16 protein-coding genes and 1 tRNA gene are annotated in these 14,786 nt (G+C 63.9%); 10 read left to right on the plus strand and 7 right to left on the minus strand.

Annotation, left to right across the window (positions count from 1 at the left end; genetic code table 11):
- Positions 1-144: 144 nt before the first annotated feature.
- The 3 genes from AB7008_RS26885 (at position 145) to AB7008_RS26895 (ending at position 4,029) form a co-directional block, all read left to right on the plus strand.
- Positions 145-741, plus strand: a complete 597-nt coding sequence (locus tag AB7008_RS26885) for a beta-1-3, beta-1-6-glucan biosynthesis protein (RefSeq protein ID WP_304489877.1) — start codon at positions 145-147, stop codon at positions 739-741.
- A 214-nt stretch (positions 742-955) separates the two neighbouring features.
- Positions 956-3,625 (plus strand): glycosyltransferase, encoded by a 2,670-nt coding sequence (locus tag AB7008_RS26890; RefSeq protein ID WP_248877660.1) that lies wholly within the window; start codon positions 956-958, stop codon positions 3,623-3,625.
- Between the two features lie 328 nt (positions 3,626-3,953).
- A tRNA-Lys gene (locus tag AB7008_RS26895) sits at positions 3,954-4,029 on the plus strand.
- Positions 4,030-4,099: 70 nt separating this feature from the next.
- On the opposite strand, the gene AB7008_RS26900 is transcribed toward AB7008_RS26895, so the two are convergent.
- Positions 4,100-4,336 carry a hypothetical protein gene (locus AB7008_RS26900; protein WP_039148347.1) on the minus strand — a complete coding sequence of 79 codons (237 nt, stop codon included), beginning with the start codon at positions 4,334-4,336 and terminating at the stop codon, positions 4,100-4,102.
- A gap of 639 nt (positions 4,337-4,975) precedes the next feature.
- Here AB7008_RS26900 and AB7008_RS26905 point away from each other — a divergent pair.
- On the plus strand, positions 4,976-5,134 hold the full coding sequence (locus tag AB7008_RS26905; RefSeq protein WP_244623041.1) for a hypothetical protein: 159 nt from the start codon (positions 4,976-4,978) through the stop codon (positions 5,132-5,134).
- A 418-nt stretch (positions 5,135-5,552) separates the two neighbouring features.
- Here AB7008_RS26905 and AB7008_RS26910 read toward each other — a convergent pair whose 3' ends face one another.
- Positions 5,553-6,221, minus strand: a complete 669-nt coding sequence (locus AB7008_RS26910) for a hypothetical protein (RefSeq protein ID WP_304489891.1) — start codon at positions 6,219-6,221, stop codon at positions 5,553-5,555.
- Between the two features lie 179 nt (positions 6,222-6,400).
- Here AB7008_RS26910 and AB7008_RS26915 point away from each other — a divergent pair, with 179 nt between their 5' ends.
- The gene (locus AB7008_RS26915; protein WP_304489892.1) at positions 6,401-6,619 is read left to right on the plus strand and encodes a hypothetical protein; all 219 of its coding nucleotides are present in this window, start codon (positions 6,401-6,403) and stop codon (positions 6,617-6,619) included.
- A gap of 39 nt (positions 6,620-6,658) precedes the next feature.
- On the opposite strand, the gene AB7008_RS26920 is transcribed toward AB7008_RS26915, so the two are convergent.
- On the minus strand, positions 6,659-7,027 hold the full coding sequence (locus AB7008_RS26920; protein WP_049826222.1) for a hypothetical protein: 369 nt from the start codon (positions 7,025-7,027) through the stop codon (positions 6,659-6,661).
- Between the two features lie 217 nt (positions 7,028-7,244).
- On the opposite strand from AB7008_RS26920, the gene AB7008_RS26925 reads away from it, so the two are divergent.
- Both AB7008_RS26925 and AB7008_RS26930 read left to right on the plus strand, forming a co-directional pair.
- Positions 7,245-7,415, plus strand: a complete 171-nt coding sequence (locus tag AB7008_RS26925; RefSeq protein ID WP_166341201.1) for a hypothetical protein — start codon at positions 7,245-7,247, stop codon at positions 7,413-7,415.
- A 672-nt stretch (positions 7,416-8,087) separates the two neighbouring features.
- Positions 8,088-8,330, plus strand: a complete 243-nt coding sequence (locus AB7008_RS26930; protein WP_014495148.1) for a hypothetical protein — start codon at positions 8,088-8,090, stop codon at positions 8,328-8,330.
- A gap of 151 nt (positions 8,331-8,481) precedes the next feature.
- Here AB7008_RS26930 and AB7008_RS26935 read toward each other — a convergent pair whose 3' ends face one another.
- Complete coding sequence (locus AB7008_RS26935; RefSeq protein WP_039148330.1) at positions 8,482-8,874, minus strand: NUDIX hydrolase; 393 nt, start codon at positions 8,872-8,874, stop codon at positions 8,482-8,484.
- Positions 8,875-8,971: 97 nt separating this feature from the next.
- A complete protein-coding gene (locus AB7008_RS26940) occupies positions 8,972-10,051 on the minus strand; it encodes an AI-2E family transporter (RefSeq protein WP_304489893.1) in 1,080 nt (359 codons plus the stop codon).
- Between the two features lie 434 nt (positions 10,052-10,485).
- Here AB7008_RS26940 and AB7008_RS26945 point away from each other — a divergent pair, with 434 nt between their 5' ends.
- Complete coding sequence (locus AB7008_RS26945; protein WP_304489894.1) at positions 10,486-10,713, plus strand: hypothetical protein; 228 nt, start codon at positions 10,486-10,488, stop codon at positions 10,711-10,713.
- Positions 10,714-11,482: 769 nt separating this feature from the next.
- Complete coding sequence (locus AB7008_RS26950) at positions 11,483-13,528, plus strand: acetoacetate--CoA ligase (protein ID WP_304489895.1); 2,046 nt, start codon at positions 11,483-11,485, stop codon at positions 13,526-13,528.
- 6 nt (positions 13,529-13,534) lie between these two features.
- Here the strand turns inward: AB7008_RS26950 and AB7008_RS26955 are convergent, their stop codons facing one another.
- Positions 13,535-13,747 (minus strand): hypothetical protein, encoded by a 213-nt coding sequence (locus AB7008_RS26955; RefSeq protein ID WP_248877665.1) that lies wholly within the window; start codon positions 13,745-13,747, stop codon positions 13,535-13,537.
- A gap of 207 nt (positions 13,748-13,954) precedes the next feature.
- Between AB7008_RS26955 and AB7008_RS26960 the strand changes: the two genes are divergently transcribed.
- Positions 13,955-14,257, plus strand: a complete 303-nt coding sequence (locus tag AB7008_RS26960) for a hypothetical protein (RefSeq protein WP_014495142.1) — start codon at positions 13,955-13,957, stop codon at positions 14,255-14,257.
- Between the two features lie 5 nt (positions 14,258-14,262).
- Here the strand turns inward: AB7008_RS26960 and AB7008_RS26965 are convergent, their stop codons facing one another.
- On the minus strand, positions 14,263-14,496 hold the full coding sequence (locus AB7008_RS26965; protein WP_039156921.1) for a hypothetical protein: 234 nt from the start codon (positions 14,494-14,496) through the stop codon (positions 14,263-14,265).
- Positions 14,497-14,786: the final 290 nt, after the last annotated feature.

Here is a 14,786-nt window from a genome sequence, read left to right on the forward strand (position 1 = left end):
TCGTGACTTTGCTGGACAAAATTTCAAATTCAGGTCATGGACTCGGCAGGACTTTGCCGCCGCATTGGGGACCCATTTGGACGCCATCACCGGCGCGTCCGCGAGGTCCTGGCGCGGGCGGTCAGCTGATATATTGGGGAATTCATGCGGCAACGGGTGTTCGAGTTACGAAATGCGGTCCTGCGGCAGTTCGCCGCCACCTTGGCCGTCTCCTCCCTGGTCGTGATGGTCGGTCTCGGTGGCGCCTCCGCCCAGAGCGGCACGCCCGCCCCGGACCAGGGCAAGGCAGCCACCCAGCCCGCCGATGCCGCCGCCAAGGACGCCGCCCAGAACCAGCGCCGCACCGACGAGTTCGCCGAAGCAGCCCAGGTCATCAACGGCCCGGCCGGCAACCCCGAATGCGTCTGGCTCGGCCGGCGCGTGGTGCGGCTGATGTGGCGCGACGACCTCGATACCGCGTTCCGCCATCTCGACCTCTACGACCGCTTTGGCTGCCCCGGCGGCCACATCCAGGCCGCTTTCCGCTGCCTGACCCGCTTTGGCGGCCAGATCGATCCCAAGGTCGCCGAGACCCTGGACAGCCGGGTGCACGCCTGCTGGATCAACCCGGCATCCCAGCCGCAGCAGGCGTCGGCCAGCGCCTCCCAGCCGGCGGCGCCAACCACGGGCAATTCGCAGGCCCCGCAGCCGGCCGCGAACCCCGCGCCTGCGGCAAGCCCGACACCGGCGCCCACGAAATAGCCGCGATCGTTTCAGCAGCCGTTCAGGAACGATCGGCGATAGAAGCGGTTGGCACTGCCGCACATTCCGAAACTGTCGTGCCCTCATACGGTCATGAGGCCGTGACAGTTGTGAAACCGCGCGGCAGAGGTATGCTCCATTTGCCGCGGACTCGGTCGGATCTCGGGGTCGGATCCGCTTCCCTGCCACCTCAGCCCCTTTTGGTTTAGCCGCGATGCGCGTTGTCGCCGCCGTTCTGTTGCTTGTGTCCGCGCTTCACGCCGGCATCTGGGGAGTCATGCGGGACAGGGAACCCGCGCCCGACTTCAAGGGCCTCTTGCCCAGCGTCTCCTACGCCCCGTTCGAAGGCGCGGCCCATCCCGACATCGACAACATCCCTACCGTCGAGAAAATCCGCGCCGACCTGAAGACGCTGTCGACGATGACGCGCGCGATCCGTCTCTATTCGTCGACCGGCGGCGTCGAGCTGGTGCCGCCGATCGCGGCCGAGTTCGGCCTCAAGGTCACCGTCGGCGCCTGGATCGACAAGGACAAGGATCGCAACGAGCGCGAAATCAAGGCCGCCATCGAGCTCGCCCGCAAGAACAGCAACGTCGTCGGCGTCGTGGTCGGCAACGAGGTGATCTACCGCGGCGAGCAGAAGGTCGAAGACCTCATCGACATGATCAAGAAGGTCAAGGGCTCGGTCCGCGTGCCCGTCACGACCGGCGAGATCTGGAACATCTGGCGCGACAATCCCGACCTTGCCTCCAACGTCGACTTCATCGCCGCCCACGTGCTGCCCTATTGGGAAAACTTCCGCTCGGACCAGGCGGTCGACCAAGCCGTCGACCGCTATAATTTGCTGCGCAATCTGTTCCCCGGCAAGCGCATCGTGATCGCCGAATTCGGCTGGCCGAGCCAGGGCTACAACCTGCGCAACGCCGACCCCGGCCCGTTCCAGCAGGCGCTGACCCTGCGCAACTTCGTCAGCCGCGCCGAAGCCATCGGCATGGAATACAACATCGTTGAAGCCATCGATCAGCCCTGGAAATATTTCGAGGGCGGCGTCGGCCCGTACTGGGGCATCCTCAACGCCAGCCGCGAGCCGAAATTCGCCTGGACCGGCCCGGTCGAGAATCCCGACTACTGGAAGCTGATGGGAATTGCGCTGCTGGTCGGCGTCCTCCTGTCGCTGCCGATCCTGCGGCTGGAGCAGCCGACCGCCAGGCAGGCGTTCCTGCTGTCTGCGACCGCCAACGGCGTCGGCGCCTGGGCCGCGACCGTGTTCGCGTTCTGGAACGACCACTATTTCATCTTCGGCTCGGCCTTCGCGCTCACGCTCGGCATGATCCTGCTTGTTCCCCTTGTCCTCATCGCGATGGCGCGCGTCGACGAGATCGCGGCGGTGGCGTTGGGCCGACCGCCGCAGCGGCTGCTCTCCAAGAGCAAGCCGGTCGAGAACGTTCCGGAAAATTACTATCCGAAGGTCTCGATCCACATCCCCGCTTATTTCGAGCCGGTCGAGATGCTGAAGCAGACGCTCGATGCGCTGTCGCGGCTGAACTATCCGAACTACGAATGCGTCGTCATCATCAACAACACGCCCGATCCCGCGTTCTGGCAGCCGATCCAGGACCATTGCCGCGCGCTCGGTGAACGCTTCAAATTCATCAACGCCGAGAAGGTGCAGGGCTTCAAGGCCGGCGCGCTGCGCATCGCGATGGACCGCACCGCCGTCGATGCCGAGATCATCGGCATCCTCGATGCCGACTATGCCGTCGATCCCGACTGGCTGAAGGACCTCGTGCCTGCTTTCGCCGACCCGCGCGTCGGCCTCGTGCAGGCGCCGCAGGAGCACCGCGACGGCGACCTGTCGATCATGCACTACATCATGAACGGCGAATATGCGGGCTTCTTCGACATCGGCATGGTCCAGCGCAACGAGGCCAACGCCATCATCGTGCACGGCACGATGTGCCTGATCCGCCGTGCCGCGATGGACATGGCCGGCGGCTGGTCATCCGACACGATCTGCGAGGATAGCGATCTCGGCCTTGCGATCCAGGAGCTCGGCTGGACCACCCACTACACCAATCACCGCTACGGCCAGGGCCTGCTCCCCGACACCTACGAGGCCTTCAAGAAGCAGCGTCACCGCTGGGCCTATGGCGGCCTCCAGATCGTGAAGAAGCACTGGCGGCACTTCCTGCCCGGCCGCAGCCGGCTGACGCCCGACCAGAAGCGCGAATATGGCTTGGGCTGGCTGAACTGGCTCGGCGCCGAGAGCCTCGGCGTGGTGGTGGCGCTGCTCAACCTCATCTGGGTGCCGATCGTCGCCTTCGCCGACATCGCCATCCCCGACAAGATCCTGACCCTGCCGATCATCGGCGCCTTCGTCGTCTCGCTCGCGCACTTCCTGTCGATGTACCGCGCACGCGTCGCGATCAAACCCGGCCAGATGATGGGCGCCATGATCGCGGCGATGAGCGTGCAATGGACGGTGTCGCGCGCGGTCGCGCAGGGGTTGATCACCGAGCACATCGCGTTCGCGCGCACCTCCAAGGGCGGCCTGTCGAGGATGTCGATCGAGTTCCAGGCATTCTGGGAGGCCGTGATCGGCACCCTGCTGGTGATCGGCGCCGGCGTGCTGATCGCCTCCAACAGCTATCGCCAGATCACCGAGATCTACATCTTCGCCGGCGTCCTGGTGCTGCAAAGCCTGCCGTTCCTGGCCGCGGTCGCGATCGCGATCCTCGAGCTCAGCCGCATCAACTCGTTCCAGTTCTGGCGCGACAGCGCGATCCGCACCGCCGAGCTGATCGGCCTGCGCCCGGTTGCGCTGCCGACCCCCGCCGGCACGCCGCAACCGGTGCCGAGCGAGGTGCGCCGGGAGGCGAACTGACGGGACGGACGGTGTCGCGGCGCGGGTGAAAGCTCCGCGCCGGCAAGCCACTGGCGCTGTTCGGCGTGGATATCCGGCCGCCAATCGGGTTGAAAATTCCGACCTAAGCGGCGGAAACCGCGAGCGAATCTCCGCCTCTGCCAGGAGTTTCGGCTGCCACTCGCGCTATTGACCTCAGCGCCCCATCCCCCTACACAGCGCGGGCCGAAAGCATGATCCGGAAACAGCCGGTTTTTCCCCGCGACGCCAGTTGAGGCAGCGGCAAGACATGCTTCTCGAATGTCCGAAGACGATGGCGATCGATCTTGAAAGCCATCAGCGGCCATGGGAGCGCGTAGCTCAGCCGGTAGAGCACGTGACTTTTAATCACGGGGTCCTGGGTTCGAGCCCCAGCGCGCTCACCAAGCCAGATCAAAGACTTAGCTGAACAAGCGACCCATCGGAGTAACCCCTCTACTCATGAGGAGCGGATAATCAGCGCCACATCGTTGGTGGGTTCAGGGCCTTGCGACCCGCCGCTTTCAACGCGTCGGTTGAGCGGTGCCCATGTGCCGCGGCATCAAGCAGCTTCGAGGCAACGTACGCTCTGGCCCCTGTCTCGCTTACAGGAATATTTTCGCAAACTTCATCGAGCACCGCCCTGAGCAGCGCAGTCATTTCAGCATCAAACACGCCGAACTCCCGAAATTGAGAGGATGCTGAACGCTGCACAAGCGGAATATGTTCGCTTGGCAGCGTTCGCCGCGTATTCCTGTCTGGGCTCTGAAATCCCAGCGCCTGCCAAATTGGCACCTGTCTGTCAAAGTAATGTGACAGCTTCTCCGGCCGCGTCAACGCGTAAACCGGCGGCCTGAAACCCTCGGAGATTTCGTGCGTAAAATCTCTATCCGAGATTTTTGCTAGTTCCCATCTCGGGGCTGGAAATGAACACCGCCGCCGGGACAATGTATTAGAGCCCGGCGGCGTATTTGTTGGTGCCCAGCGTGGTGTGAACCGGCGAGCACTGGTGGTCGCTACCGTCTCAGCCACCGTGGCGCGCCATCAGACGCCGGCACTTCCAGGCGCCACCGCCCGGCCTCCACGCGCCTCCATCACGAAGGCCGGCGAGGCTGCCATCGAGCATCCAGTCAAAGCTATGGCGTGGCGACGGCAATAGCCCGCCAATTCTTGCGAAGCGCAGAAGCCTGGTGCGTGCGGAGCCGGCTCCTGAGCCGCGGCGGCTCAAGGGCTACGAGTGTTGGTCCACGGGTTTGCAACCTTGGGGAAAACGCTCCCTAGGTCAGTCGGACTGCATTTTCCGAATCAACCAGATGTGCGCGCGTTCGCGCATGATCTTGCGGGGGGGTATGCGTGAGCCAGTTTCTGTCCGTGCTGCTATTGCTGACGACATTGACGCTGACGGTGTGTTTCGGCGTGGCTGCCTGGCGCCAGTCGGCCGGCAGAGATGTCGATATCACCGCCACCATTTCACATCGGGAAACCGGCTGGAGGTCGGAACGGAGCAACTGAGACCTTGCGCTCGCTCTTGCGAGAGGGTTTTGAAGTCACCGTTGGCGCACGCCAGTTCGATTGCGCCCCCCGGGCTTGATTTCGAAAATGCATCGGGGCGCAGCAGCCCCTCTTGCGGCATCCAAATCGAGCGGCCCCTCACGGATAACACCTCGGTGAATGAAACCGTTCGCCGCATCACGCGAAGCACTCAGGAAACAATCCGGGTCCAGTGTCCCGTCAGCCACGAGGGGATCTCAAAATGATTATTCTCAAGGTTTTTGCTGTTGTTCTTGCCGCTGGCGTCCTCTTCACGATGTACTCAGGGGACCTAGGCGCCGACGTCGTGCTTGCCATCGTGTCCTGCTTGGCATGACAAGAGGACCGGCCAGCGTGAACTCGAGGGCCGGTGATGCCAACTGCTTCGCTTGACCAATCGTCAGCTTTCCGGAGCTGAAACCGTAGCCGGCACACTCAGCGGAGCGCCCCCAACCGAAACCGGCCCGACGGATTTCGACTGCCGGACCATCCGCTTACGCATCGCAGCGGACAATCCATAGCGCGCATTCGCTTTTCGGATCGAGGACGTGACGTCCGACATCATTGCATTCTGCAGCGTATCGACCTTCGCGATGAGCGTGGACAGCTGCGAAGAAATCTTCCTCACATCGACCCGTTCGTCCGTGATGCTCTGTCGCAGCGACAGCAGCACCATTGAATCCTGTTGCAGCAGAGCGGCATTTTGCTGCAAGGCGTGGTTGCTCTCCTGCAGCGAAGCCGTGTGTTGCTGCTGGGCCGACTGAATGTCCTTCAAGGCAGCGGCAACCGGATCCGCCTTTGGCGCGGAAGCTTCCCGGCGCGGAAGCAGTTCAGCCAGACTGCCGACACTCAGCGACGGAAGATCAGCCGGCAATGTATAGATAGCCGCCGCGCCATTGATGGCCAAGGCGCACACCGACAGCGCCAGGACCGATTTCCGGCTGGACTGCTTGGCCGGTGCCGGAGCTTCCGGGGCAGCAGGTTCGAGTGCTGCGACTGCGAGCGCGAGCGCCGCGGGGTCGAGTTGTTCGACGAGGCCTGGCGCCTCGGATGTCGTGGTCATGTCCATTGACCTCAAATGAGCGAGCAACAGGAAGCCGACGCCGGAACGTCCTCGCGACGGCTCCTCTACGCAGCACCCACCTACAACTGCCTAAAATTGTGAGCATTTTGGATTAATTCCACGTTAGCGACGTGGCCGACTGAGACGCCTGGAGGTGTGAGATTCACGAGAACCGAAGGAACGGCGTGTTTGAAATCAGCGGTTTCGACACGGCAGGCGTCGTCAGCCTCAAGCGGCTGTCACTCGCGGCCGCCCTCGAGAAGGCCAGGCAGCTTGTCGAAGACGGGGGCTGGGACGTTCAGGTCGTCGATCCAACCGGGTGCGTGCACACCCCGTTTGAGGCGCAGGCCGCCTGGTCGTGGCGCTGGGCCGGCTCCGCAGCTACCTCATCAAGAGCACGCTGATCAGGAGCAAGCTCGGCCTTGCGCGTGACGGCCCGTCTCTCAGTAGCGCCGATAGTAATTCTCTGGCCGGTCCTGGAATTGCAGTGGAACCGTGCCGTTGGGGTAGCAGACACCGTCGCGGATATCGACGTCAGCGCCGTGGCCGCATGGCACCGGACGCCGGCGCATTCCATAGTAAGGCCGCGGGCCCTGATAATACCCCTGCAGCGCCGCCTGGTCTTCGGGACGGAGATAGCCGTTGGGATAGCACATCCCGTCGCGGGCGCTCAGATCCCAATGATCGCCGCACGGCGGTGGATGCCTCGGCACGCCGCGATACTGCACCTCGAGCGGGCGTTCGACAGCTGCGGCAGGCGCCGTTGCACCGCCATGAAGAGCAAGGATTGTCGCGATAGTGGTGATCAACATCGAAGCGGTCCTCCAAGGCAGCAAGATAGACAAGCCCTCTGAATGACGCCTGAACGAGACGGGAGCGCCACGACCATCCGGGTCGGCCGATGGCACGATGGCGGCCCACCGCGCTGCACCGGAACTGCAGCTGTCTGCAGTTCCAACGGCCTTGCCACAAAAGCCGGGAGACAACGCCCTCGAAAGGTGTAAGATTCAGGAAAACCGGAGGAACGGCATGTTTGAAATCAGCGGTTTCGACACGGCAGGCGTCGTCAGCCTCAAGCGGCTGTCACTCGCGGCCGCCCTCAAGAAGGCCAGAGAGCTCGTCAAAGACGGGTGTTGGGACGTTCAGATCGTCGATCCGGCTGGGCAGGTCTACACCTCGTTCGAGGAGCAAGCCGCTTAGTCGCCCCGCCCGCCTTCGGGATTTTTCAGAAAGCACCCGCCCCGTCCGATCACGCTGCGCGACCCGTGACCGCGATCGACATGAAAACCCCAGCGCCTCTGAGGGAGCGCTGGGGCGTTTTCAAAATATAAATTGGTTAGGCAATGAGGCCTTCATAGCACCGGTCTCGAAGCGCGAGTGTGAACTGGTTCACACGGCTCCGCCGATCTTCGCGCTCCATGTCGGGGTGTGGCTATCCGCCTCGGCCGACGTTGGACGAGGCGTTGTTGAGCCAGCGCGCCGTTGCTTCATCGCTCCAGCCGGGGACCGCGAAGCGCGCGCGAGGATTCACTTCCGTGCCGAAACGATCGATCGGAGGATGGCGTGTCGCAGGATTGTGCGCGCGAGCGTGGTGCGCGGCGTCTGCAGACGTGCACAAGACGATCAAGAGGCCCAGGGCCACAACTAGACGCATCATATCGGCTCCAATCGACTCCGCTGCCGGTCATATAATGCGCCGACCGTCCCCCCGCGATCTGACGCGGCTTCACAGCTAGGAGAGCGAAGCGCGAACGCGACGCTCTTGCGATGGAGCGAACCGCCGCTCAACCCCGCGCGCCGTACCGTTGCCAACCAATTCGTTTGGGAGCACGCTCTCCCCAGGCGCTTAAGACGCCGCACGGGGAGAACAACATGAAGGAACCGGGCCTGGACGGTCGCCATCGGGACAAGGATGGCGCGATCAGCAAGAAGCACGGCAACACGCTGGTCGGTACGTTGCGCAAGATCTACGGAAAGGGATTTGCGGCCGGTTATCCCGATGCGACTCCGCTCAGCGAGGTCTTGCATCAATTGAACGAGACCTCGCTGAGCCAGTTGCGTCGCGATCACGACACCGGGCATCTCGGGCACAAGATCGACCACGCCTCGAAGTGAATGGACTTCGTTTGGCCGATTTCACTTGGCCGACTTCACTTGACCGACGTCAGCTCATCGAAACCGACTCCGCCGACAGCCTCTCGGGCTCGTGTTCTGGACCAGCGGGCGATTTGTCGCACCGGCGCCGCGAAGACGCGGCCGCCCCTGCTCACCGGCGCCGCGGCTTGCTCGGAAACAGCCGATCGCGGATGTAGCGCGAGGTCGGCGTCAGGCGGATGCCGCGCGGCTTCTGCCAGGCGGCGCGGTCGATCTCCTTCTTGTCGCCGATCTCGAGCCTGCCCTTGGCGCCCTTGGCGATGAAGATCGCGTCGCTCATCTTGCGACCGGAGCGCTTATTCCTGGCCGTCACTTCCTTCCACAGGCTGATCCGGCCGAGCTTCAGCTTGGGCAGCTCCTCCTTGATCTCCCGCCGCAGGCAGTCCTTGTCGGACTCGCGCGAACGCTTGCGGCCGCCCGGGAACATCCACAGGCCGTCCGACCGCCGTCTGACCAACAATACCTTGCCGCGTTTTGCGGCAACCAGCTTGGAAGCCTTCGCCATTTCTGCCGTAGATCGAAAACAGAATCGCCCTATCGTAACTTGTCTAGTTGAATAGACAAGTTCGCGGGGCGCTTTGACCACAGCCCGTGCCAGCAGCTCAGCTTTCGCTCGCCGCCGCCCGGTCCTCGGTCCTGATCCAGGCCATCATCATCTCCCAGGCCACCGACAGGATGATCGGCCCGATGAACAGGCCGACGATGCCGTGGGCGAGCGTGCCGCCGATCACGCCGACGAAGATCACGATGGTCGGCGTGGTGAGGCCGCGCCCCATCACCAGCGGCTTCAACATGGTGTCGATGAAGCCGACGAGGACGAGAAACACGGTGAGCAGCAGCGCCGTGGTGACGTCCTTGGCGGTCCAGATCCAGATGATCACCGGCAGCAGCACGAGGAAGGCGCCGATCTGAACGATCGAGAGCAGCAGCACGATGAAGGCGAGCAGGCCCGCGCTCGGCACGGCGGCGAGCTTGAAGCCGATGCCGGCAAGCAGCGCCTGCACGATCGCGACGCCGATCACGCCTTGTGCCACGGCGCGGATGGTCGCGCCCGCAAGCTCCAGGAAATGTTCGCTCTGCTCGGGCACGATGCGGAACAGGAAGCCGCGGCCGGCCGCAACCAGCCGCGGCCCGTGCGGAAACAGGAAACCGGCGACGAACACCGAGACCAGAAACTGGAGCGTGCCGAGGCTCGCATCGCCCGCAAGCGACAACAAGGGTCCCGCCAGCGGCTGGAGATAGGGCGCGACCTCGCGCAGCACCGCACGGATGTTGTTGTAGGCCTGATCCCAGAGATCAAAGAGCCAAGGGCCGACCACCGGCCACGACTTGAGCTGCTCTGGCGCCGACTGCAGCGCGAGGTCGCCGGTGCCGAGCTGCTTCGCCAGCTCGCGCGCACCGTCCACCGCGCTGAGGCCGAGCCAGGTCGCCGGACCGATGACGATGCCGAGCGTGATCAGGGTGAGGATCGCGGCCGCGGTCTTCGGGCGGCCGCCGAGGATCTTGGCGACCCAGCTGAAGGCCGGATAGAACGCGACCGCGAGCACGGCGCTCCAGGCCAGGATCGGGACAAACGGGCGGATGATCAGGAAGGTCCAGATGATCAGCAGGCCAAGCAGGACGACCCGGATCAGGAGCTGGATGATGTCCTCTCCCGTCAGGAGCTGACGGAGACTTTTCACGGGCACGCCTTTCCTTGCGGCATTGACGCGGGTTCCGGCACTTGCGCGGCAAAGCGTTATTGCCAGCCGCGCATCCGGCGTCAAGACGACCGGGCCCGCGGCGGCCCCGGGATTTAAGGAACGCTTCGGCCCGAAGCGCACCGCAAAGAGCCCGATCGCCGCACCGGCATTCATCGCGGCATACACGATGCGCTCGAGCCAAGCGCCGCGCCGGGCTTTTGGCACTACACTTGCGCGATCCACGACGAGGTCCGGTCCAGCCGGGTGCAAGGCCGGCTGCCGCTGCGCGCGGTCAGGCGGGTGCGCCGAGGGCCGCACGCTTGCACGCGGGGGTTGGCTAACGACAATTAACCGGATTTCCACGCGCCGGTTTACGCGGCTGCAAAGGCTCGCACCTACGCTTCCCACAACGCATCCAAGAACACTGACGTGCAATGGCCAACAGCATCTGGACGATCGAAGAATTCACCTGCGCGGGTTGCAGCATGAACTACACCGCGACGCGGGAAGAGCACAGCGAAGCCCACACCGGCAGCTTCAAATGCAGCATCTGCAGCGGCGTGGTGCACACCTGGTCCGGCAAGCACCACTTCTTCGGCTGGTCGGCGGTGAAGACAAAGCCGCCGGTGTTCGGGAGACGATGGGCGGGAGCGGGTTGGTAGGCCGAGGCAAGGCTCTCACTGCCGTCGCCCGGATGGAGCGAAGCGAAATCCGGGACCTGTGTCGCTCCATTGCACGAACCCCGGATTGCGCTTCGCTCCATCCGGGCTACGAAACCCCATCGCGACTCTAGCCGTCACTGCGAGGAGCTCTTGCGACGAAGCAACCCGGATCGCCTCCGCGGAGAGATTCTGGATTGCTTCGCCGCGCTCGCAATGACGATGTTGAAGCAACGACGCACAATGCATCGACGGAGTTCGCAGCGATACCTTGCCCGTCGTCGGGCAAAACACTTCACGCAAAATTCCCAATGCGATTGTCAGCCCTGCCGTTGCGGCGAAAATAGCGATCCTTGATCATGGCAACTGCTACGGCATAAAAAAACGCGGCAGGTTTCCCCGCGCGGGTGTTACGAATTTCCGATGATGCCACTCTGCCAGTGTTTTGCCCGACGTGTCAAATCCGGACGTGGCGATGCGTCGCGCCGTCGAGATATCGGTAGGCTATTCGCGTTGGACAAGTCCGAAAAGGACCTGCTTGGCACCAACTGAAAATGACGAATGCATTCAATACCCCCGCTACTGTGCATGGGGTTGTTTTTCAGCTTTTGCTTTGAGGGCGTTTGAACGCCAGCTTCAGCGCCGGCCGCGCGGCATCAGGCCGGGATCGGCGGCGAGCGCTTTGCCGTGACGCAGGGATGAGGAACTGACGCTTCTGCTACGCCGAGACACCGGATAAACTCCCCCTCCCCGCAACAGAAGCCGACACGCAATGACCGCTCCCTTCGTTCCGCAGATCGCCCTCTACCGCAACTGGCTCGCCGAGCAGCGTGGCCTTTCCTTCGCGAATTACGAGGAGATGCGGCAGTGGTCGGTGCGCGATCTCGACGGCTTCTGGCGCAGCATCTGGGACTATTACGATCTGCAATCACCGACGCCGTTTGCGGCCGTGATCACCGAGCGCAAGATGCCGGGCGCGGTGTGGTTTCCCGGCGCGCAGGTCAACTATGCGCGGCAGGTGTTCCGGCACGTCGAGGCCGCCGGCGCCGCCGGCCTGCCCGCGATCGTCAGTAGCGGCGAGGACGGCAAGCTCAACGAAACGAGCTGGCCGGAGCTGCGGCGCAAGGCGGCGGCGCTCGCGCTGCATCTGAAGGACAAGGGCATCAAGCCCGGCGACCGGATCGCGGCCTACCTGCCCAACATCCCCGAAACCATCATCGCGTTTCTGGCGAGCGCCAGCATCGGCGCGGTCTGGAGTGTCTGTGCGCCCGACATGGCTGCGCCCGCCGTGATCGACCGCTTCAAGCAGATCGAGCCGAAGGTGCTGATCGCCTGCGATGCCGTCACCTATGCCGGTCGCCGGCATGATCGCAAGGACGTCCTCGCGGAGCTGCGGCGATCGCTGCCGACGGTCGAGCACGTCATCCTGCGCAGCGAGGGCGCGCCCACAGCGCCGGACGCCCGGCTCGCCGACATCGTCGCAAGGACAGGCGCCGCGATCGACGCGTTCGAGCCGGCCTGGCTGCCGTTCGATCATCCGCTCTGGATCGTCTATTCCAGCGGCACCACCGGCCTGCCGAAACCGATCGTGCACGGCCATGGCGGGATCGTCATCGTGGTGCTGGCACTGCTGGGCCTGCACAACGACCTCGGCTGCTCCTACCACGAGAACTCGTTCGGCGAGCGCTATCACTGGTACTCTTCGACCGGCTGGATCATGTGGAATTCTCAGGTCGGCGGCCTGCTCAGCGGCACCACCTGCTGCATCTTCGACGGCAGCCCGGGCGGCACCAAAGACAAGCCGGACTGGACCACGCTGTGGCGGTTCGTGGCACAGTCGAAAGCGACCTTCTTCGGCGCCGGCGCGGCGTTCTTCGCCAACTGCGCCAAGGCCGAGATCGATCTCACTGCGGCCGGCGATCTGTCGCGGCTGCGTTGCCTCGGCTCGACCGGCTCGCCGCTCAGCGCCGATACGCAAGCCTGGTTCAACGATCGCTTCGCGGCGTTGTCGAAAATCAACGGCAGCAAGGCGCAGGCCGACATCTGGTGGGCGAACATCTCCGGCGGCACCGATTTTGCCGGCGCCTTCATCGGCGGCAACCGCGAATTGCCGCAGACCCCGGGCGCGATGCAATGCCGCCTGCTCGGCGCGGCGGTCGAAGCCTTCAGCGAGCAGGGCCGTGCCGTCATCGACGAGGTCGGCGAGCTCGTCTGTACCGAGCCGATGCCCTCGATGCCGCTCCGTTTCTGGAACGACAAGGGCGATGCGCGCTATCGCGCCAGCTATTTCGAGACCTATCCGGACAATTTCGACGGCAGCGGCCGCGGACCAGTGTGGCGGCACGGCGACTGGCTCAAGGTCAATCCGGACGGCTCCTGCATCATCTATGGCCGCAGCGATGCGACCATCAACCGGCACGGCCTGCGCATGGGCACCAGCGAGCTCTATTCCGCGATCGAAGCGCTGCCGGAGGTGCTGGATAGCCTCGTCGTCGACCTCGAATATCTCGGCCGCGACAGCTACATGCCGCTGTTCGTGGTGCTGCGCGAGGGTGTCGCGTTCGACGCCGCGATGCAGGCCAAGATCAACAAGGCGATCGAGGCCGGCCTGTCCCGGCGATTCCTGCCGAACGAGATCTTTGCCGTCGCCGAGATCCCGCGCACGCTCTCGGGCAAGAAGCAGGAGCTGCCGATCAAGAAGCTGCTGCTCGGCCAGCCCGTCGAGAAGGTCATCAACAAGGAGGCGATGGCCAATCCCGCCTGCCTCGACTGGTATCTCGCCTTCGCCCGCGACTATCTCGCCCGAACCGCGGCGTAGCTTCGATCAACCGCCGCCGAAATTGGAGGGATCGAGATTCCTGTTCTCTGACGGCGGAATCGGCGGCTGCCCGGGAAATTTGTACCAGCCGGGCGGCACCGGCGCGTCCTCGGGCAGTTGGACGGCGACATGATGGCGCGGGCGGGGATGATGCGCCGGCGCGGCAGCCGCCGCGGCGCATGTTGCAATCAAGAGGACCAAAGCCAGGACAGACCGCATCGTACGTGCTCCGGACGTCCACCCGGGCTCCCATGTGGTGCGGGAACCACGCCGGGACGATGCATCGCAACGTCACGATGTCTCACATCGGCGGCATCGCCGCTGCCGGGAGACGCCGGAGATCGACCCAATTGCGCCAATGGCGTTTGGATTCCGTTCACCGATCGCCGCTAGATCAGGATGGATCCTTCGCGACGAACAACAGCTATGGCCGACCTCAACGCCGTCCTCACCAGGCTCAACGACCGTCTGCTCCGCCTCGAAGGCGAGCTGTTCGTGCTGCGCTCGCTGGCGCGCGCGACGCTGACGGCGGGCGACGACCATGCGGCGCGCATGCGCAAGCTGGTCGAGGCCGCAAAGGTCGCGCTCGACGACGAGGCCAAACGTGAGCTCGACAAACCGACGCGTAAATATGTCGATGCGGCCACCGCGCTGGTGGAGGAACTGCTGGTCGAGCCGACCCAGGCACGGCCGCTGTTCACCGTCATCGACGGTGGCCGGCGCGACTGAGCGCGTCAGATCGGACGTATCCCGCGGGCATCCGGAGACTGAGCCTTCAGCCGGCTGAGCCCCTCCTCGATGATCGCGATCTCCTCGTCGATCTTGCCGATCGGGAGGCTGAAATCATAGCCGGACCTGCTCTTCAGATCGACCGCGAGCCGCTGCCTGTGCATCATCAGCTCGTCGAGCCCGCGGCGGTTCCTCAGCCGCACATAGGCGTCCACGATCTGCTCAATTGCGCTCGGCATGAAATCGGTCCCGGCAAAAAAGCCCACGCGGCGCACCCACGCCGGCGGGACATTTTTGGTGTCGCGGTACGCAATACAAATCCGCGACGGATTCGTCGATACGACAGGCAGGTTGAGAACGCGTTACCGTTTGATGATTTCGTGATGGCGCCGGCATGAAAAGCCGCTGGCGATCACTCGCCAGCGGCCAAAGCCGGGTTCGAAAACGGATTCGGAATCAAATTTGGCCAGCCCCGGTTGGCGCATTCTAGCGGCACACGGGGACTCCGTATGTTAGGAATGAAACAGAG

The organism is Bradyrhizobium sp. 521_C7_N1_3 (assembly GCF_052075975.1).
In the GTDB taxonomy this organism is placed as follows: domain Bacteria; phylum Pseudomonadota; class Alphaproteobacteria; order Rhizobiales; family Xanthobacteraceae; genus Bradyrhizobium; species Bradyrhizobium japonicum.